Source organism: Nocardia sp. JCM 34519.1 (assembly GCF_020361265.1).
Taxonomy (GTDB): domain Bacteria; phylum Actinomycetota; class Actinomycetes; order Mycobacteriales; family Mycobacteriaceae; genus Nocardia; species Nocardia arthritidis_A.
Genome location: NZ_JAIRBR010000011.1, coordinates 265,477 through 284,726 on the forward strand (window position 1 = coordinate 265,477; position 19,250 = coordinate 284,726).

20 protein-coding genes are annotated in these 19,250 nt (G+C 66.9%); 7 read left to right on the forward strand and 13 right to left on the reverse strand.

Features of this window, described 5'->3' with window-relative positions:
• Positions 1 to 10: 10 nt before the first annotated feature.
• The 7 genes from LGY53_RS26130 to LGY53_RS26160 all read right to left on the reverse strand — a co-directional run bounded on the left by LGY53_RS26130 (position 11) and on the right by LGY53_RS26160 (position 7,704).
• A complete protein-coding gene (locus LGY53_RS26130; RefSeq protein WP_225729358.1) occupies positions 11 to 1,036 on the reverse strand; it encodes an FAD-binding oxidoreductase in 1,026 nt (341 codons plus the stop codon).
• Positions 1,037 to 2,566, reverse strand: a complete 1,530-nt coding sequence (locus LGY53_RS26135; RefSeq protein ID WP_225729359.1) for a class I tRNA ligase family protein — start codon at positions 2,564 to 2,566, stop codon at positions 1,037 to 1,039.
• Positions 2,563 to 2,934, reverse strand: a complete 372-nt coding sequence (locus tag LGY53_RS26140) for a cupin domain-containing protein (RefSeq protein ID WP_225729360.1) — start codon at positions 2,932 to 2,934, stop codon at positions 2,563 to 2,565. Before LGY53_RS26140 ends, LGY53_RS26135 begins: the two co-directional genes overlap by 4 nt.
• Positions 2,931 to 4,223, reverse strand: coding sequence for a SidA/IucD/PvdA family monooxygenase (locus LGY53_RS26145; protein ID WP_225729361.1), 1,293 nt, complete (start codon positions 4,221 to 4,223; stop codon positions 2,931 to 2,933). Before LGY53_RS26145 ends, LGY53_RS26140 begins: the two co-directional genes overlap by 4 nt.
• A gap of 123 nt (positions 4,224 to 4,346) precedes the next feature.
• Positions 4,347 to 4,901 (reverse strand): hypothetical protein, encoded by a 555-nt coding sequence (locus tag LGY53_RS26150; RefSeq protein WP_225729362.1) that lies wholly within the window; start codon positions 4,899 to 4,901, stop codon positions 4,347 to 4,349.
• A 28-nt stretch (positions 4,902 to 4,929) separates the two neighbouring features.
• Positions 4,930 to 6,135 carry an MFS transporter gene (locus tag LGY53_RS26155; RefSeq protein WP_225729363.1) on the reverse strand — a complete coding sequence of 402 codons (1,206 nt, stop codon included), beginning with the start codon at positions 6,133 to 6,135 and terminating at the stop codon, positions 4,930 to 4,932.
• Between the two features lie 195 nt (positions 6,136 to 6,330).
• Positions 6,331 to 7,704 carry an NB-ARC domain-containing protein gene (locus LGY53_RS26160; protein ID WP_225729364.1) on the reverse strand — a complete coding sequence of 458 codons (1,374 nt, stop codon included), beginning with the start codon at positions 7,702 to 7,704 and terminating at the stop codon, positions 6,331 to 6,333.
• A gap of 550 nt (positions 7,705 to 8,254) precedes the next feature.
• Between LGY53_RS26160 and LGY53_RS26165 the strand changes: the two genes are divergently transcribed.
• Complete coding sequence (locus LGY53_RS26165) at positions 8,255 to 8,557, forward strand: hypothetical protein (protein WP_225729365.1); 303 nt, start codon at positions 8,255 to 8,257, stop codon at positions 8,555 to 8,557.
• Between the two features lie 43 nt (positions 8,558 to 8,600).
• Positions 8,601 to 9,050, forward strand: a complete 450-nt coding sequence (locus LGY53_RS26170) for a hypothetical protein (RefSeq protein WP_225729366.1) — start codon at positions 8,601 to 8,603, stop codon at positions 9,048 to 9,050.
• 9 nt (positions 9,051 to 9,059) lie between these two features.
• On the opposite strand, the gene LGY53_RS26175 is transcribed toward LGY53_RS26170, so the two are convergent.
• Positions 9,060 to 9,908, reverse strand: coding sequence for an NAD(P)H-binding protein (locus tag LGY53_RS26175; protein WP_225729367.1), 849 nt, complete (start codon positions 9,906 to 9,908; stop codon positions 9,060 to 9,062).
• Positions 9,901 to 10,359 carry a nuclear transport factor 2 family protein gene (locus tag LGY53_RS26180; RefSeq protein WP_225729368.1) on the reverse strand — a complete coding sequence of 153 codons (459 nt, stop codon included), beginning with the start codon at positions 10,357 to 10,359 and terminating at the stop codon, positions 9,901 to 9,903. Before LGY53_RS26180 ends, LGY53_RS26175 begins: the two co-directional genes overlap by 8 nt.
• An 87-nt stretch (positions 10,360 to 10,446) precedes the next feature.
• Between LGY53_RS26180 and LGY53_RS26185 the strand changes: the two genes are divergently transcribed.
• Positions 10,447 to 11,019, forward strand: a complete 573-nt coding sequence (locus LGY53_RS26185; RefSeq protein ID WP_225729369.1) for a TetR/AcrR family transcriptional regulator — start codon at positions 10,447 to 10,449, stop codon at positions 11,017 to 11,019.
• Positions 11,020 to 11,659: 640 nt separating this feature from the next.
• Positions 11,660 to 12,775: a hypothetical protein gene (locus LGY53_RS26190; protein WP_225729370.1), complete on the forward strand. Its 1,116-nt coding sequence runs from the start codon at positions 11,660 to 11,662 to the stop codon at positions 12,773 to 12,775.
• Here LGY53_RS26190 and LGY53_RS26195 read toward each other — a convergent pair.
• The 3 genes from LGY53_RS26195 to LGY53_RS26205 all read right to left on the reverse strand — a co-directional run bounded on the left by LGY53_RS26195 (position 12,729) and on the right by LGY53_RS26205 (position 15,717).
• The gene (locus LGY53_RS26195) at positions 12,729 to 14,756 is read right to left on the reverse strand and encodes a tetratricopeptide repeat protein (RefSeq protein ID WP_225729371.1); all 2,028 of its coding nucleotides are present in this window, start codon (positions 14,754 to 14,756) and stop codon (positions 12,729 to 12,731) included. The genes LGY53_RS26190 and LGY53_RS26195 overlap by 47 nt on opposite strands.
• Before the next feature lie 122 nt (positions 14,757 to 14,878).
• Positions 14,879 to 15,280 carry a DUF3618 domain-containing protein gene (locus tag LGY53_RS26200; RefSeq protein ID WP_167474214.1) on the reverse strand — a complete coding sequence of 134 codons (402 nt, stop codon included), beginning with the start codon at positions 15,278 to 15,280 and terminating at the stop codon, positions 14,879 to 14,881.
• Entirely contained in the window at positions 15,277 to 15,717 is a 441-nt protein-coding gene (locus LGY53_RS26205) for a phage holin family protein (protein ID WP_225729372.1), read from the reverse strand. The genes LGY53_RS26200 and LGY53_RS26205 overlap by 4 nt, the downstream gene beginning before the upstream one ends.
• 267 nt (positions 15,718 to 15,984) lie before the next feature.
• Here LGY53_RS26205 and LGY53_RS26210 point away from each other — a divergent pair, with 267 nt between their 5' ends.
• Positions 15,985 to 16,863, forward strand: a complete 879-nt coding sequence (locus LGY53_RS26210; RefSeq protein WP_225729373.1) for a hypothetical protein — start codon at positions 15,985 to 15,987, stop codon at positions 16,861 to 16,863.
• Here LGY53_RS26210 and LGY53_RS26215 read toward each other — a convergent pair.
• Positions 16,834 to 17,691 carry a helix-turn-helix transcriptional regulator gene (locus LGY53_RS26215; protein WP_225729374.1) on the reverse strand — a complete coding sequence of 286 codons (858 nt, stop codon included), beginning with the start codon at positions 17,689 to 17,691 and terminating at the stop codon, positions 16,834 to 16,836. The genes LGY53_RS26210 and LGY53_RS26215 overlap by 30 nt on opposite strands.
• 138 nt (positions 17,692 to 17,829) lie before the next feature.
• On the opposite strand from LGY53_RS26215, the gene LGY53_RS26220 reads away from it, so the two are divergent.
• Both LGY53_RS26220 and LGY53_RS26225 read left to right on the forward strand, forming a co-directional pair.
• A complete protein-coding gene (locus tag LGY53_RS26220) occupies positions 17,830 to 18,615 on the forward strand; it encodes an NAD(P)H-dependent oxidoreductase (RefSeq protein WP_225729375.1) in 786 nt (261 codons plus the stop codon).
• Positions 18,616 to 18,948: 333 nt separating this feature from the next.
• Positions 18,949 to 19,250, forward strand: a 302-nt coding sequence (locus tag LGY53_RS26225) for a hypothetical protein (RefSeq protein WP_225729385.1), incomplete at its 3' end; no start/stop codon positions are given.

Here is a 19,250-nt window from a genome sequence, read left to right on the forward strand (position 1 = left end):
TGTGTTTTCGTCAGGCGGCCAGACCGGCCGCGGCCAGTTCGGCGATGCGCTCGGCGACCAGTGGCGCGGTGCGGAATCCGTCGCCGCCGACGGCCGCCCTGGCCCACACCGCGGGACCGACCTGTTCCAGTGCCGCGCGACCGGATTCGGCGTCGACGGTGTAGTGGCAGTGTTTGATCGCGACCACCCCGTACCGATCCGCCTGCGGCAACAGCAGTTCCCGACAGCGCAGGGCGGCCGCCACATCCGTGTCGGCGGGCTCGGTGAATGTCGATACCGCACGGCACATTCCGGTCGAGCTGAGCTTCAGCAGCGCGCCGTCGCCGGGCGGCAGCAGCCAGCCCGTACCGTCCACGCCGACACCGCCCGCGCTCGGCGCCCGCTCCCACCACGGCAGCAATTCCTCCGGCGGCCGCACGTATACGACGGTCTGGCGGTGCACGACGACCCGGACGGACACCAGTTCGCGCGTCCGCACGCCCGCAGCGATCAGCACGAGATCCCCGGTCAGCGCGGTGCCGTCGGCCAGCTCGACGCGGCCCGCGGCGGCGTCGACGGCCACCACCTCGGTCCACGGCCGCAGCGTCACCGCCTGCCGCGCACGCAGCCACCGGACGGCCGCGTGCAATACCCGCGCGGCGAGCAGCACCCCCGCGTCGGCCTCCCGGATGCCGAGGTATCCGGCGGGAAATACGATGTGCGGCAGCCTGTTCGGCGTGACGAAGCTGATCGGGATGCCCGCCCTGCGCGCCGCGGCCACCGCGCCGTCCACACGTTCGCTCGGCCAGCCGGTGACAACGCCGACCCGCCGGTAGAAGTGGCCGCCGAGCAGCAGTTGCAGCCCCAGCCATCGGCGGTGCAGGCCCGCATCGGCGTCGGTCGGCGCCCGCAGCACCCGGTGTTGATCGAAGGAGCTGGACGAGGGGTTCGGGATGGGGCCGCGATCGATGACGATCACCCGATGCCCCTGCCCCGCGCACTGAACGGCGGTGAGCAGACCGGTGATTCCGGCCCCCACGATGACGACGGTGCCCATTCAGCCGCCCACCCGGCTCAGGCGCGGAAGACGCAGCGGTTCGATATGGGTCCGGTCGGCCGCGCCGGTGATCGCGGTATCCGGCAGCACATTTGCCAGGTCGATGAGAATCGGTGCGGCACAGCGCAATACCACATCGACCTGCTGACAGAAATCACCGCCTTCCTCGGTGGTGGCGGCCAGCCGGATCAGTTGCCGGGTCACCGTCCGCGCAACGCGATTCAGGCTGAATCCGGGCAATTCGTATGCGGCGGTGAAGCGCTCGACGATCCGGGCGGACAGTTCCCGAGCCCGGGCCGACACCGCGAGCGGGCCGCGCCCGGCCCAGGCATCGACCTTGTCCGCCACCCGATTCCACGGGTCCACCAGCCGAGCGCCGGTGCGTTCGGCCAGCGCGCGCTCGTTGAAGCTGGTGCGCTGGAACTCCGGGCTGTCATCGGCCAGATGGAACCGGATCAGATCCCGCGGCACCCGCGCCGCGAGCTCGCGGCCCCACACCACATGTCCCCGGCTGGTCGAGAACTTCTCGTGATCCAGCTCGTAGAACTCGTTGGTGAGGAACATCTTCGGCAGTGCGTAGCGGTCGCCGTGCGCGAGCAGCAGCGCCGGCGCGACGACGGCGAACGGGTAGATATTGTCGGCACCGAGAAAATATGCGATTCGCGCCCCGGATCGCCTGCGGCACAGCGCATCCTCGGCGTCGGGGTTGCCGCCGCGCCGCTCCGCCGCGACCGTCGCGCAGTACATCGTCCAGGCGGCGGTTTCGGCGTTCGGATTGATCACCTGACCACCGAACTCACCGCCCTGCACCGGTATGCCCCACGAAATCGGGTATGTCACAGGGAAATCCGGCAATCGGCTACCGAGCAGCTCGGCGAGCAGACGGGCCGCGTGCGGCCGCAGCGTCGCGGCCGACCCGGCGAAATGCGCGCGCAGCTGAACCCGATAGCGCTCCAGCGGCAGCACAAGCACCACCGCCGTGCGGAATTCGAGCGGCTCGTCCGGATACCGGGTCGAACGCGGGTCGAGCAGTTCGGCGGCGGCCACGGGATGTCCGCAGCCCTCACACAATCCCGCGCACGACTGCTCCAGGCACACCGGGCAGGCTCCGGCCACATGACCGTCCACCAGGAACTCTCCGGTGTGCGGCAAATACGGGAAGGTCATCGGTCGCGGCTCCAGTCGGCGCAGGTCGTACAGCTCACGCACGAAACGGGCGACGAACGTCGTGAAACGCGGCTCCCAACCGGTGAATCCGTCGACGGCGATACCGAGCGCGCCGAGCGTCGCCTCGACCTCCTTCGCCGAACGCCGGATCAGCGCCTCCGGGGTGGTGCCGAGCCGATGCGCGGTCGTCGTCACGAAGGTGGAGGTGTCCTGAACGCCGCTGCCGAACAACACCTCCCGGCCGACCGCGCGCGCGTACCGGGTGTAGACATCGGCGGCGAGGAACGGTCCGGCGATATGGCCGAGGTGCAGATCGCCGTTGGCCGTCGGCGCCGGGGAGATCACGATAGTGGGCCCATTCATCGCGTCGACTCCCCGTGCCGCGCCGCGAATTTCGCCGTCATGGCGGTGTCCCACCAGATCGCGTACCACTCGAAGTCGGTGTCGCCGTCGTTGCGGACGTGATGGGTCGCCCCCGGCGTCAGGTGCACCAGATCGCCCGCGGCGAACGCGTGCCGCTCGCCGTCCACCTCGACGATGGCCCGGCCCGCAATGCCGATGAACAACTCGTATTCGTGATGCGCGTGCGCGGCGGACACCCCGCCAGGGCGCAGCACACACCACGCGCCCTCGAACGGCGCGTTGAGCGCGGGCCACGGCAGCATGCGCGCGGATTCGACGCCGTATGCCCGGACCAGTTCGGTGCGGTCGAGACCGCGGATCTCGATCATGCCGACCGCACCTGCGCCATGCCGGAGACCGCGCGGCGATCGAGCAGATCGTCGACGATGTCCTGCGAGCGATGCGCCAGCACGCTGATCAAGCTGTCGGAGATACCGTGCGTCCGCTCATTGACGCCCTGCAAATACAGTGCGCCCCAATTCGACCCGCCGAGCTCGACCCGGTATCGCCGGCTCACCGTCGGCTCGGCAAGCCCGATCCGGGCCACCAGTTCCCGCACCATCGCGGGCATTCGCTGGTCGTAGCCGGTGCCGAGCAATACGATGTCGCAGCGCAGCGGTTCCACCTTGCCGCACTTGCGGTCGCGCAGGTCGAGCACGATCTCGGCGCCGTCCATCCGGGCCGCGACCACCTCGGTCATCGAGCGGATACTGGATCGCCGCTCCCCCAACATCTTCTGCCGGTACAGCATCGAATACAGCTCATCGAGGAACGGTGGCGCCAGACCCGCGTAGTTGGTCAGATGCACCTCGTCGAGAATCCGGCCACGTACCTCGCCGGCACAGCCGTAGAACTCGTCGACGAACGACGGATAGAAAAGCTCGTTGACGAATTTGCTTGTCTGATAGTTCTGCAACCCGATCGAGCGCAGCACCATGGTCGGTTCACTGCGCGGCAGGTCGGCGTGCACCGCCATGAACATCTCGGCGGCGCTCTGCGCGCCGCCGACCACCACCGGGCGAACCGATTCCGCCGCCGCGGCGACCTGCGCGATCCTGGTGCAGTACTGGCTGCTGTGAATCACCTTGTCCGCCGGTAGATTCGCGAAGACCTCGGGGATGTGCGGATCACGTCCGGCGCCGAAAACCAGATCGCGGCAGCTGATCCGGTCACCGTCGGCCAAATACACGATCCACCCGGTGATCCGGCCGTCACCGGCGCCGCGGGGCTCGATGCGTTCGGCCCGCGCGTTGTAGCGCACCCGGACGTGGTCCAGCGAATGCGCCACCCACTGTTGATAATCCGACAGCTCCCAGCGATAGGGGTTGAACGTCGCCAGGTTGACGAATTCGTCGAGCCGCCCGCGCTCGTACTGGTAGTTGAGGAAGGAGAATTTGCTGCGCGGATTGCGCAGCGTCACGAGGTCTTTCAGGAATGAGACCTGACTGCGCGCCCATGGCAGCAGCAGGTTGCGCTGCCATTTCACGTCGGGGTGCTGTTCGAGCAGCAGGGTGTTCTCGGCGAGGCGCCGGTGCCCGGATTCCTCCAAGGCGACGGCGAGGGCCAGGTTCGCGGGCCCGGCGCCGACCGCCAGGACGTCGAGGTCGTATTCGGTCACATCTTCCGCCTGATTCTCGATGGGTTCGATTCGCTGGAATCAGTGAATGCGGGGCGCACATTGATCGACAGCGTTCGCCGGCTCCGGACATCAACTCCGAACACAGCGAAAGCCCTGGGTAGGTCACGACTGCGCGGTCCAGAAGCCGATCCACAGCGATCCCCACCAACACAGCTGGGAGACAACGGTTGTCGCGACGCCGCGAACCAGCAGCCGGGTGCCGATCGGGTCGGCGGCCGTCATCCGCCTGCCGAGCGCCAGCGCCTGCGCGCCGTTGACGATCAGGATGAGCACCAGCGCCAGCTTGATTCGCGTCGCCGTCGCATCGAGTTCGGGCCGCAGGAACATGCCGCTGGTCACGAGGCCGGACAGGCCGAGCCAGATCGGCAGGTGCAGCCGTTGCGCGCCCGCCACCGCCTCGGCGAGGGTGCAGCGCCCCGCCAGCCACAGCACGGCGAGGTAATCGGCGACCAGGACCGCACCGAATCCGAGCACGAGCGAGGACAGATGGGTGAACAGCGCGGCGTGATACAGCAGCGGCCCGGCATGTATCCGGGTCGAGGCCCAGATCGCGACCCCGAACGCGGCAGGTGCGGCGACCGCGACGGCGACCGGCGCCGTCAGTTCCCGCCCATGCGCCCGAACGCCGTTGCGCGCCTTGGCGATATCGATGGACATATTTCCTCCGGCGGCGATCGATGCGGGCTCAGGCCGCCCGGCGCATCCCGGCGTACGCGCACCACGCCGCGACGAGACCCAGTGCGCCGCACAGTGGCCAGACACCGGACCCGAGCCGCTCCCACGCCAGCACGCCGAGCGTCGGCCCGAGCGCGGATCCGAGCCCGAAGGTCGCCTGATGGGCGGCGACGTAGCGGGCCTTGACCTCGGCGGGGAAGCCGCTCGGATACGCGAACATCGTTGGACCACTGATCATTACGCCTAGAACGAAGACCGCGGTGCACGCCACGATCGCCGCGGCCGAGTATCCGGCGAAGACGAAGCCCGCGGCGCCGAACCCCATCACCATGGTGCCGACCGCACCGGCCGCCGCGCCCGGCCAATGCCGCACGTACGAGGTGATCTTCAACTCGCACCCGATCAGCACCGCGGACGCCGTCACCAGCACCGCGCTGTAAAGCGTTGTCGGATAACCATCGGCGGTGATGTTCAACGGCAGCGCGACGATGTACTGCGTGTAGATCACCGAGCCGAGCAGCACCGAGGCCAGGAACAGGTGGTAGCGCCGGTCGCGCAGAATTACCGTAAGCTTCGAATACTGTTGCGCCGCAGTATCTATCGAACCACTGACCGCGGGGCTGGGCAGCAGCGTGCATGCCAGAACGGCGTAGACCGCCGCCGTCGCCGCATCGATCCACAGCAGCAGATTCCAGTCGACCAGGATCACCGCGGCAGCGATCAACGGGCTCACCGCCGCGCCCACGTTCAGCGCGATCCGCATCATGGAAAACGCCATCACCCGATGTTGTTGCGGCATAAGGTCGCTCAATAGCACCGCGGCGGCGGGTCGATAGGCCTGGGTCACCAGCCCTGCCGCCGCGACCGCGCCGATCAGTACGAAGAACAGTCCGGGCCGGGCGAGCAGCGGGATCGCCGCGAGCACGGCCGCCGACCCCGTCATCGCGGCGACTATCGTGCCGCGCGCACCCAGCCGATGGGTCAGCTCCCCGCCGAGCACGGTGCCGAATACGGCGCCCGCGCTGTAGGCGGTGAGCGCGATACCGGCCTGACCGACGGTGAATTCGCGATGCGTCAGGTACAGCACCAGAAATGTCTGGGCGAACGCGCCCATTTGATTCACCAGCACGCCGAAGAGGAGATAGCGGACCGGCGGTGGAGTTTCGCGGATCGCAGTGAACACACCGCCGCGAACTCGGGTACGAACAGCAGTCATCGAGGGTCCTCGTCGGGAGCGAAGCACGTCTGGGATATCAACCCGGGGAACGGATTTGCGACAAGACGCTACCTACGCGACATCGATGTATTCCGCCGCCGAACGCGAATCACGAACAAAAGAACAACAATTCGACGGCGACGCGCGACGGGGCTGGAATTGTCCGGAAGCCGGCGATCAATCGGGCACGAGGTGTCAATCGGCGAAAGGGACGCCCGCGACCCGCAGGACCGCACGCAGCGGCTCGGTGTCCGGATCGGCCCGGATGGCGAAACGATCGGTCTCCTGCGCGATCAACTGTCCGATCAACGGTGGCACGAAATATCGATCATGGGACGAAACACGGTGCAGCAGACCGCCATCGATCAACCGGTCCATCGCGTATTCGGCGGAGTCGATGGAGATGTGCAGCATTTCGGCCAGCCCGCCGACGGTCAGCTCATCCGCTCGCCCGCCGAGCATATGCACAACGTGCTTGGCCAGCGGTGGCAGCGCGAGGAATGCGGGCAATACCGCGTCGGACAGCCCGACATCGCCGATCCGCAGCCAATTCGCCACGTGCACACCGGCGGCGAGCCGATCGGCCACCTCGATCAGCCGGCGTCCCGGCTGGGCCGCGATCTTGCGCCCGGCAATGGTGAGCGCCAGCGGTAGCTGGCCGGAGAACTCGGTGATCTGCTGTGCCGCACCATATTCCGCGTTGACCCGGTCGCCGCCGACGAGCACCCGCAGCAACCCGATCGATTCGGCCCGAGACAGCGGGCCGAGGGAGATGCGCCGCACCCCTTCCAGCCCGAGCAGCCGTGAGCGGCTGGTCACCAGGGTCTGGCTGTGCTGTGAGCGGGCCAGCAGCGGCCGGACCTGCCGCTCGTCGAATACGTTGTCCAGCAACACCATCACCCGGCGTTCGGCGAGCATGGAGCGATAGAGGCCGGTGCGGTGCATCTCGTCGCCGGGCACCTGATCCGGTGGCACGCCGAGCGCGTGCAGGAATCCCGCCATCACCTCCATCGGCACGGCCCGGTCCGGTCTGGTCGCACCCATATCGGCATATAGTTGCCCGTCCGGGAAGTCGCGGACCAGCTGATGGGCGAACCGCAGCGCGAAGGTGGTCTTACCGATACCGACCGGTCCGCGCACGATCAGCGGCACCCGGGAATCCGGCTGTGCGGCCGTGGCTCGCGCACGGTCGAACTCCGCTGTGCGCCCGACGAATTCATGCGGTCCGATCGGTAGCTGGGCCGGGCGCGGACGGCCGGGATCCGCGACGGCCTGGCGATCGTCGGCTGATTGATCGCCGGGCACGTCGGCGCCGCATACCGCCCGCCACCGCGACTCCCACTCGGCGGCGCTGCCGCCGCACGCCTTGACGAATGCCAGGGTCACCTGCAGCGTCGGCAGCCGGTGACCGCTCGCGGCCTCGGAGAGCACCGACGGTGAATACAGGGCGACACCGGCCATCCGCCGGTAGGACGGATTGCCCGCTGCCGCGCGGAGCCCGCGGAGCTCGCCCGCGAAGGCGGCAAGCGGCCCGGTACAGGTGTCGATGGGTCGTTCTCGTCTACCCATGTGCAGTTGTCCAACTTCTGAATCACAGTGCGGCACAAGGGAACGCCTGGGCCTAGTGCCGCCGCTCGACATCTGTGTCGGTCACCGCGGCGGTACCGGTCGCGCTCCCGGGCGCGCGCGTACCGGGGTCGCCCACCGCGAACAGAGCATTGTCTCCGGAACACGACGGTGCGGCTCCCGCGGTTCACGGTACACATGAACAAGGGGCCTCCAATTCGATTCGTTCGTCCGGCAGATGAACGGACAGCGAGGTACCGGCGAGTAACGGACATACCGCATCCACCCCTGGATCGACGGAAAACGGTCCAGCATTAACGATTTCGGCAAAGCGCTGCGGATGGATATCGTTTCTCTATGGTGTGGGCCACTGAGATGGGTCCTGAACGAAGCGGATTCGCGGCCCGTATGGGTTCCGTCAAGGAAACGGCGCGCACCGGTAACGAGACGTCAATGTGCCGGTGGCATCGGGTCGTCGCTCGTAGGTTCGATTACCGGATTCCTTACGACGACGCGAGGCGTGAACCAGGTGAGTCGAGACCTGCGGGATTTGGTGAGCAACCGACACGTGGTCGAGGTACTCGACGCGCTGTCGGAATGCCCGTGCACCACAAGAGAGTTGGCGAAGATCGTGGGGTGCCGCCGCCGCCCGCTGGCGAGCGCGCTGCGCACGATCGCCGCGCACGGACTGATCAGTGCGAGCGGCGGCAGTTGGGACGGTCCAGTCGACACCGTCGTGCGCCTGACGCCGCGCGGCAGCGCACTCGTCGCCGACCTGTCCAGCTCCGCCACCTGGGCGGAGCTCTACACCGGAACCGATTTCGGAAGGCGGCGCTATGCCGGCGGCGGATGGTAGCGGGATAGCGGGCGGGATTCCCACCGCCGAAGGATCACTCCGGATGCCGCGCACGGTACCCGTCGTCACCGCGCTGTGCCTGGTGGGCGTCCTGATCGCCAGCGTCGTCGGCGCGGTCGCCTACCGCGACGCCGCCGACCGGATCGGCGCGATGGACGGTGCGAAAACCGTTGTCACAGCGACGATCACCGACGATCCACACTACAATCAGGCGGCCCGCCGCTACGAGGCGCAGGTCCGCTGGGTCCGGGACGGCAAACCGCATATCGCGACGGCGCCCGTCGGCAACTTCGCCGCCCGCGGCGCTCACACGCAAATCTGGCTCACCCCCGACGGCGCCCCCACGGACCCACCCGCCCCGGCCTGCTCGGCCATCTGCACCGCCACCGGTGCCGCGATAGCCACCTTCACCGCCCTGCTTTTCCTCATCCTGGTCGGCATGGGCCCGATCCGACGCCGCTGGCTGCGGAACCGGTCGGCCGGGCCGCGATGAAGGTATTCGTCAGCCCTGCCACGCGGCGCGGTTGACCCGGGCGAATTCGTCGAACGACCGGGGCCGGTGACCGGTGATCTCCTCGACAGTCGTTGTGGTGTAGTCGTATTCGCCCGCTCGGATGGCCAGATCGAGTTCGGTTCCGATACGTGCCGCTGGCTCGGGTAGCCCGGCGGCCATCCAGTTCTCGGTGAGCTGTTCGGCGGTCAACTCCATATAGCGAATCCGGCGGCCGCTCACCGCACCGATGATTTCCACGATCCGCGGATAGCTCAGCGCCTCCGGGCCGGTGAGTACGCAACCGCGATTGAGCGGCTCGGCGGCGAGCAGGGCGCACGCCGCGACATCGGCGATATCGTCGGCGTCGACGAACCCGACGCACCCTTCACCGGTGGCCGTGGCGATCTCGCCGCGGTCCCGGATGGTTCGCGCGGTGGGGTGGTCGCCGAGGAAGTTCTGCATGAACCACGACGGGCACAGGATCGTCCACTCGGGCATGATCCGTTCGACCGCCGCCGGAATCGCAGGCATCCCAGCCGATCCGGCGACAGCGGAATGCAGCAGCACCACGCGTCGCACCCCGGACCGGTGGGCGACGTCGAGGAAAGTCTCGATCCCCTCCGTGCCGAATCCGCTGGGCCGCAACAGATAAAGCCGCTCCACACCGGATACCGCCGCCGCGAACGTCTTCGGATCGGCCCAGTCGAACAGCACCGGATCGCCGAGTGCCGGGTCGACGCGCCCCGGCTGCCTGCTCCCCACCAGCACATCGGCACCGTGTTCACGCAGCCGGACGGCCAGCCGCCGCCCGGTCGTCCCGGTAGCTCCGATGACCAGAATCGTCCCGGGCTCACCCACGATCCGCTCCGGTGTAGTGCGCTAGCAACTGCGGAACACGGCCCAGTAATTCCGCGCTCGCCAACGGATTCCAATAATCGCGCCACAGCGCTATCTCCCCGTCGCACACCCGAACCACGTGCAGATACCGCAATTCGTATTCGCGCGCGCTTCCGGTGACGTACCCGTGCGCATCGTATTCGACGACGATCACCTCCGGATCCGTCGTCCGATAGACGGCCATATTGCGGAATTCGTCGTGCCGCAACGGGGTTTCGCTGATCGAGGTGAAATACTCGCGCAACTTCGCGCGCCCCTGGAGGCGACGTGGAATTCCGGGCGGCGCGAACGGCAGCTCGTGCACGCCGTCGGCGGCGAACAGATCGGCGAATCCCGCCAAATCCTTTGCCAGCGCACGTCTTTTCGCCTCTTCGAAGACCTCGAGTGTGGACTTCGGCCCGAAGGTATCCATAGTCAAATACCATTCAGTCAACAATCGTAGACTGAACTGACGGTACACGTGACCGCACCATTCGGTCAACGACTGTAGACTGAACCCATGACGGCCAAGCACGGCGACGGAATCCGAGCCAAACAGCGACAGGACACGCAGCGCCGAATCCTGGCCGCGGCTCGACAGCTGTTCGCCGAGGTCGGCTACGATCGCGCGACCATCCGGGCCATCGCCGCGGCGGCGGGCACCGACCCCGGCCTCGTCATGCGCTATTACGGCACCAAACGACAACTGTTCGAGCAGGTTGCGGACATGCCGGTCGATGACATCGTCCGCGGCACACCCGACGAGGTCGCCGAGGCGATCCTGGCCGCACTGTCGGCCAAGCTGACCACCGAGCCGACGGCGACGCTCGCCTCCCTGCGTTCCCTGCTCACCCACCCCGAAGCCGCGGAGCACGCCAACACCGCCATCGCCCATCAGGAGCAACAGCTGGCGGTGACGATCGGCGGCGATGACGCCGCCATCAGGGCCGGTCTCGTCGGAGCCATCACCCTCGGCACCGTCATCGCCCGGCATATGTTGCGGCTCAACGGATTACGCCAGGCGCCGCCCGACCGGATCATCGAGCTGCTGCGGCCGCATATCCACGCCCTGCTCGAACCCGGTCGGCCATAACCGATTACCGGAGTATCCGGGGCGGCACTACGATCGAGTGATCATGTCATCGGTCGATCAGCAGTCAGCGTTCGGTACGGGGCGCTGGTCGACTTATTCGAACGAGCGAACCGTACTCGCCGTCGTGCACAATACGACGGCGGCGACCCGGTTGTTCGATGTCGTCGGATTGCTTGCGGCGGATCCGAGGGTTCGGATCGTATTCACTCGAACCGGGTCGTCGGTCTTCGATACCGATACAGCGGAATTTCTCGCGGCGCGGGGCGTGCTGGAGATTCCGTGGACGCGGGCGATCGAGGGTGAATACGATCTGGCCGTTTCGGCCAGTTATGGCGGGGATTTATATTCGGTGGATGCACCGTTAATTGTTGTGCCACACGGTATGGGATACAATAAATACCTCACCAAAGAACAAAGAACAAAGAACAAAGAACAAAGAACAAAGAACAAAGAACAAAGAACTTCGGTCTTCGGACTATCTCCGGAATGGTTGCTACATAACGAACAACTCATTCCATCGATAATCGTTCTCTCCCACCACGAACAGCGCGAACGCCTCGCCCGAGCCTACCCACCTGCGGTCGACCGCGCCCTGGTCGCCGGTGACATCTGTTTCGACCGCATTCGCGCAAGTACCGCATTGCGCCCGACATACCGCCGCGCGCTCGGCCTCGGCACCGATCAGAAACTGATCGTCGTCTCCTCCACCTGGGGTCCCGATTCGCTGCTCGCCACCAATCCGGACCTGCCGCTCGCGCTCGCGACGGCGCTGCCGTCCGACGAATTCCGGATAACGCTGGCCATGCACCCGAATATCCCCGCCTATCATTCTCGCTGGCAGGTCGCGGAATATCTCGCCGACGCCGCACGGGCCGGGGTGCATGTCCCGGATTCGGTCGACGATTGGCGGGTCGCGATCATCGCCGCCGATCTCGCCGTGAGCGATCACGGCTCGGTCGGCTTCTATTCGACGGCGCTCGGTAACCCGATCCTGCTCGCTACTGCCCCCGCACATACGGTCGATCCGGCGTCGCCGATCGCACGACTGCTGAATTCCGCACCGCGACTGGATGATTCCGGCGATATCGCCGCGCAGGTGCGGCGTGCGATCGGCGAACACGACACCGGCCGTTACGCGGCGATCGGCGCGCTCGCCACCTCCGTCCCCGGTTCCGCCGCCGCCCTGCTGCGCACCGCGATGTACCGCGCGATGGAGCTACCGGAACCCGCGCGCCCGCCCGCGCTCACCACACTGCCGGTCCCGGCGAAACCACTGCCCGCACCGAATGCGCATATGGTTGTGGTTCACATGAATTCGGACCGCACGGCGACAGTCACCCGCTACCCGGCCGAGCGACTGTCGACGGCGCACACCAACGGTCGCCGCAGCCACCTCGCCGTCGGTATCGATGAACCACAGATCCGCTGGCTGGAAGCCGCCGACGTCCTGATCGGCGGCCACGGCGGGGAAGCCGCCGCGTGGATCACGGAAACCCTTGCCCGCCTGCGCAATTGCGCAATAGCCTGCGCTCCCGCCGAGCACGGCCGGTGGCTGGTCGGCGATGCGACCGGACTGCTGTCGGTGCGCGGAGCCGACCTCGGCTGCCGCCTGTTCGCCTCGCTGAGCCGTGAACTCCGCGCGGACGGCGCGAGATTCGACGATCTGCTCGGTGAATGGCGCATACACTGCGCCGCAACGACTTACCCGGTCACGGTCGAAGTGGCGGCGGAACTCGACCGTCCATCATCGCGCTGATTCGCTCCGCTACCGCCTGCGCCGGGATGGTGAAGCACAGCTCCTCGTATATGCCGAGGCCAATTCGATGCTGCTCCAGCGCACCGTCCACATCCCCGGAGGCGAACAGGCAGGCGCCAAGGGCGACAACGAATTCCGCCTCGTCGAAGCGCCGCCGCCGCGCACGCAGCACCGTGAGCGCGGAGCGCAGCGCGGTCTCGGCCTCGGCGATCCGCCCCAATCGCAGCAACGCACGGCCGCGCCACCCTTCGGTCTTCGCGCGGTTCTCGGTCTCGTCATCCGCCGATGCGGCGAACACCCGCTCGGCCTGCGAGAGCAGTTCCAGTGCCCGAGCCGGCTCCTCGATCTTCGCCAAATGCATTGCGGCGATGGCGATTCGGCGCACGTCGCCGATTTCCTCCGCCTGCCGGTAATTAAGTCGAAGGTCCGCGAGCGCGTCGTCCAGCCGATCCCACGCGAGCAATACGAGGCCCCGGCCTTCCAACCCGGAGGCCTCCAGTTGCCTGCTCGCCATCGACCTGGGCAGTGCTCGCGCCAACTCGACGGCGCTCCCGAATGCCGAAACGGCCTCCGGGAGTTCGCGCCGCCAGTAGTACAGGAATCCGAGCTGACTGTGCAGCAGGCTTTCCACGGCGGGATCCTGGCTCCGCTGCGGCGCTTCGAGTGCGAGCAGGTGCATGGCCCGCATGGTGTCGAGGTATTTGTCCTTCTCGTGGAACGACCACAGCAGCACGCACCACCGCGCGACCAACTGGCTCTTACCCGCGCGGCTCGCGAATTCGGCCGCGGCGGCGATGTTGTAGATCTCCTGGCGCAACCATTCCCGCGCCGACGCGGCATCGTCGAATTCGCCTACGCCGGGACCGGGGAACTGAACGGCTCGAAGCAGCAGAGCGCGCCACGGTCGGCCGGGCGCCAGCAGTACGTCGGCGAAACGGATTGCCCTGTCGTAGTATTCGACCAGTCGATTCCCGATGGCCAGGTATTCATCGCGATTCGGGTCACGGTCGACACCGCGGGCATGCACCCGCACCAGCTCGCCGACCCGGTAACCGCCATGGAATTCGCGGACCAGGTCCATGCGCACCAATTTCAGCATGGTCCAATCGATTTCGTCGACCGGCAGCTCGAGCGCCGCCGCGAGCACCGGTGTCCTGATCCACCCCGCGTACGAACGCGCACCCAGCGCACGGTAACACCGCTGGGCGGTGTCGGGCAGCGATCGATACGCTGCATCGTATATCTCGGACAACTCCAACACCTCCGCCCTACGCCCGTCGTCCGACATCAGGTCGGCCAAGCGAGAAATCGACCAGCCGGGATTCTCCGCGAGCGTTCCACCGACCACCAGGATCGCGGAGGGCACATTGCCGCACAGCGTCAGCAGCCGGTCCGCCGCCTCCGGCTCGCGCTCGATCCGGTGGGCTCCGGCGATGCGGCCCAACAGTTCTCGGGCCGCCGCGGCGGGCAACTCCTCGACATCGATCGCCGTCGCGCCCCGGCTCAGATCGGTCGCGGCGGTGCGCGCGGTCACCAGCACCACCGAATTGCCGTCCCCCGGCTCGAGCCACTTCAACTGTCCCGCGGTGAGAGCGCCGTCCAACACCACGCACAGCTGCCGGCCCTGCGTTTTCGTGACATATCGGTTGTAGCGCGCATCGAGTCGATCGGGGAGCTCGTTGTACGGATCGCCGAGTGCGGTCAACGCGACGCCGAGCAGATCCGCCGCGCTCGCGGACACGCCGTCGATCGACAGCGGCAGAAACAGTTGACCATCCGAAAACCGGTCGGGCATAACCTGTTTCACGTAATGTACGGACTCGATGGCGAGTGCCGTCTTCCCGACGCCATGAGCGCCGGACAGCACGATCACCTTATTACCGCTGGCGTCGCGGACCAACCGCTCCACCAACTGGAGCTGCGGCTCCCGATTCACGTGATTGCGGTTCCGCGGTGGAATCTGCCTCGGCACCTCGTGCACCCGCACACCTCCCCTGCTCGGCCACCGCGCGTCGAGGATCTCCCGGCAATGGCGATCGCAGGCACGGTATCAGCATCCGCACCGGACGGGAAAGACCACGCGCCGCAACGCAATCCGCGAATTCACGAAGTTCGTCTGCGCACGATGAACCACAGCAGCGCCGCGAGCACCAGCAGGGCGATCGCGATCGGCAGCGGCTGGCCGCGCACCACCGCCGAAATCCGGCGACCCCGGCTGGCGACGGCCTCCGGGATCGGCGCCTTGTCCATCACCTGCCGGGTCTGCTCCGCCGCTTCGGCGCCGCGCTGCTGCACCGTCTGGCCGAGGCGGGCCGCGGTACCGGTGACGCGGTCCACCGCGAGCGCCGCGGTGTCCTGCGCGGATTCGACACCGTGGCGCAGCGAGGCCCGCGCCCGGCCGGTGACGTCGAATTTCTCGGTGAGCGCCGCGACGGTGCGGCCCAGTTCCTCCCGGGTCCGGTCGCGATCGCGGCGCAGTTCCTCGGGATCGTTCGGAATGCTCATCGCTGACTCCTGTCCTTGATGACGGCGACGTCCGTTCTGATATCGGCGACCGCCTGTTGCGGCAGCGGTGGCGCCGCCTTGCGCACAGCCGCCCACCCGGCCAGCCCGAGCAGCGCGGCGACGAATAGCAGTGCGCCCGCGATGATCAGCGCCGCCGCCCATGCGGGCAGCGCCAATGCCAGCGCCAGTATCGCCGCGGCGATCAGTGCGCCGATTCCACCGAGCGCCGAAACCGCTGCGGCGCCGGTCAATCCGGCGCCGAATCCGGCCTGCCGCGCCTTGCCCCGCGTCTCCAGCGCGGCGAGCGCGACCTCCTCGCGGATCAGCCTGCTCAACTGCTCGCTCGCCGTGCTGACCAATTCCGATACGGGCGGCGACTGCACCGCCCGGTCCCCGACCGTGCCGGTCATATCCGATTCCTCCGTTTGCGCTGGCATGTCGACACCGCGGGGCGCACATCCGCACCGACCCACGGTCGTGCCACGAATACCCGGCGGGTCGGCGCCGACACCTCGGTCGGCCGATGATTCGAAATATGCTGTGGCCGAATAGATTTCAGCACAGTCCCGCCAACCGACCAGTCCGCTACCCGGATCCGAAGTTGGACGCCCGGATCCATTGCCGGTACGGCTGCGCCGGGTACACAATTGCCGCTGTGCCGCCCGAAATCCTCGCGCGCCACGATTCAGGAATCAGGTGCCGATATGTATTTCGGTCCGACGGCGTTGGCGCGCCTCGCGGTGATTTCGCTGGCGGCAGTGGTTTTCCCGCTCATCGCGGTCCTGCTACCGGTCGCGTCGGCACAAACCGATTTCGATCGCCCCTTCGACCGGCCGCAGTATCTGATCCACATCACCGGCCACGGCACCCTGTCCGGCCCGGTGACCGACAACCAGTTCATCCTCTACATCGAATCACCCGATGCCACAGGGGTTTTCCGTGAAGCCGACGGATTCGGCGGAACCGTCACCTACTCCTCCGACCGGCATTACGGACCGCTCACCACCCCGCGCGCCGTCTGCGCCGCCGCCGCATCGGCCGGTCTGCCGCAACAGGAATGGACGCCATACAACCGCACCGACACCTTCGATTGCCGCCTGCTGACCACCGCCACATCGCCTACCCGATCCGCCACGGCACCGCGGCAATCCGAGGCGATTCCCCCGCGTGCCCAGCAACCACCGCCTCCGCCGGACCTCGGACAACCCGCGACACCGCCTGCCGCCCAGTCGAATTCGCATCGGAACCTCTGGATACCGATCGGCATCGGCGTCATTCTGGTCATCGTGATCGGCGCCGGCGCGGCCTGGTACTTCCTCGCCGAGGAAACACCCGTCATCGCGGCCACCGCCGCCGCCCCGGCGCTGCCCGCCGCGGTACCCGCCGGTCTGACCTGGGGTTCACTGATCGGCGATCTCGCAGAGGCCGAACGACTCCTGGCCGCCACCTACGACATCACCCAGTTGAATCAACTGTCGACACTGCAATACCAACTCGCCTGGGCACTTCGAGCACTGCGATCCGGCGCACAACTGACGCCCGCGATGTACGAACTACTGCGCAGAGCCGGCTATCTGCCCTGACACACGCCCAGCCATGGGACGCGCGTCGGCGTCCAGCCCGGCCAGGAGTCGCAGGCCGTCGGCGGACGGGCTGCCGGGGGCCGCTGACTGCACAAGCAACTCCATCCCCGATTCATCCGGCAGCGCGAAATTCTCTTGGTGCAGTTCGAGTTTCCCGACCAGTGGGTGCCGGTAGGCCTTGCGGCCGTAGGTCCGCGCGCAGACATCCGCGCGTGCCCACAGGCGACGGAAGCGTTCGCTGCCCATCGCCAGCTCCCCTATCAAGGAGGCCAGCCGCGGATCATCGGGATATTTGCCCGCCGCCAGCCGCAGATGTCCGACCCCGTCGCGGGTGCACTGGTCCCAGTCGGCGTACAGGCCGCGTTCGGTTTCCTCCAGGAAGATGTGCCGAGCCGTGTTGAAGCCCTGCAACGGCCGGCCGTACAGCAGTTCGCCGAGGCGGTTGCCCGCGAGGACGTCGAGACGGTGGTTGACGATGAACGCGGGTGCGTCGGTGATCAGATCCAGGACCCGAGCCAGTTCCGGGCGCAGCCGCCCGCTGGGTGATTTCGCCTTCCGGCGCCGCTGCCGGGCCAGCCGGTACAGGTGCCCGCGCTCGGTATCGTCGAGCCCGAGGACCCGTGCGAGCGCGTCGAGTACCTGCTCCGAAGGCTGTGTGGCACGGCCTTGTTCGAGGCGGACGTAATAGTCGACGCTCACCCCGGACAGGTGCGCGACCTCTTCGCGGCGCAGCCCTTCGACCCGGCGGCGGCTGTCGACCGGAATGCCCGCCGCTGCCGGGTCCACCCGGTCGCGGCGGGTGCGTAGGAAGCCCGCGAGATCATCCATCGACCAAGTATCGCGCGGGCCGCGGCGACGAGGGTGGCCCTGCCGTTACCAGGAAGTCGAATCCGACGGAAGCGGCGTCCCTGAACAAGGTCCGCCCGGATGCGCAGGATCGAAGGCATCCGATTCGAAGGAGTTCATATGAAAACGCTGATCGTCTACGCACATCCGGAGCCGCGCTCGCTCAACGGTTCGCTGAAGGATCTGGCGGTGGCCACGTTGCAGCGGGCCGGGCACGAGGTGCGCGTCAGCGATCTGTACGAGATGCGCTGGAAGGCGATCGCGGACGCCGAGGATTTCGGCTCGTCCGCTTCGAGCCCGTTGAAGGTTGTCGCGGATTCGGGGCGGGCCTTCGACACCGGAACCCTCACCCCCGATATCCGCGCCGAACAGGAGAAGCTGCTGTGGGCGGACACGATCATCTTCCAGTTCCCGCTGTGGTGGTACACGATGCCCGCGATCCTCAAGGGTTGGGTCGACCGGGTTTTCACCTCTCATTTCGCGTACGGCGTCGGCGAGCACAGCGATGTGAAGTACGGGGAGCGTTACGGTGAGGGGACGCTCGCGGGCAGGCGGGCGCTGCTGTCGGTGACGGTCGGCGGCCCGCGACCGCACTATGCCGAGCGCGGAATCAACGGCCCGATCGACGACCTGCTGTTCCCGATCCACCACGGGATCCTCTTCTACCCGGGCATCGAGGCGCTGCCGCCGTTCGTGCTGTACGGCACGGACCGAACCACCGATGACGAATTTCCCGAGATCGCCAAAGCCTGGGAACAGCGCCTGCTCACCCTGGACTCGACCGAGCCGATCGCGTTCCGCCGCCAGAACTTCGGCGACTACGAGATCCCATCGCTGCACTTGAAGGCAGGGCTGGAGCCCGCTGGCCGCTCAGGTTTCGGACTGCACGTGAATTCCCCCTCATAAATAACCATAACACACCGACTCGCCGAAAAATAGAGTTTTTCTCGCCGACCCACGGAAATGAGATATATCCGAAACTTCGAAGCCGGAAACTTGACGACAGGAGGACTCGAATGTCATTATTGCAATAGCAACCGGTTCGGATTCCGGAATTTTATTTCCCACCACCTCTCGACATCCACCGAATATGGGTGTAATTTCGGCTGAGCGTTGGCCGCCGCCTGCCCGAACCTCGATTCACGACCCCATTGAATTCGACCCGGAATCGGGTCGTCGTCATCGAGTTCCGCGGGCGGCACGGATTTGATCTACGCATAGTCGGTGGGCGCCGGGCATATGCCGGTGCACGGGGTGGAAGGACGCATGGTGGCAACTAGCTCTCGAACCGAATTCAGGGACGGGGTACCCGGAGCCCCGAGGCGGGTCTCCTTCGCGAAAATCGCCGAGCCCATGGCCATTCCGAATCTGCTTGCGGTGCAGACGGAATCGTTCGCGTGGTTGATCGGCGCACCGGAGTGGCGGGCCGCTCGTGGTGACGTCGGCCTGGTCGGTGGACTCGAAGAGGTGCTCGAGGAGCTTTCGCCGATCGAGGACTTCTCCGGTTCCATGTCGTTGTCCTTCTCGGATCCGCGCTTCGA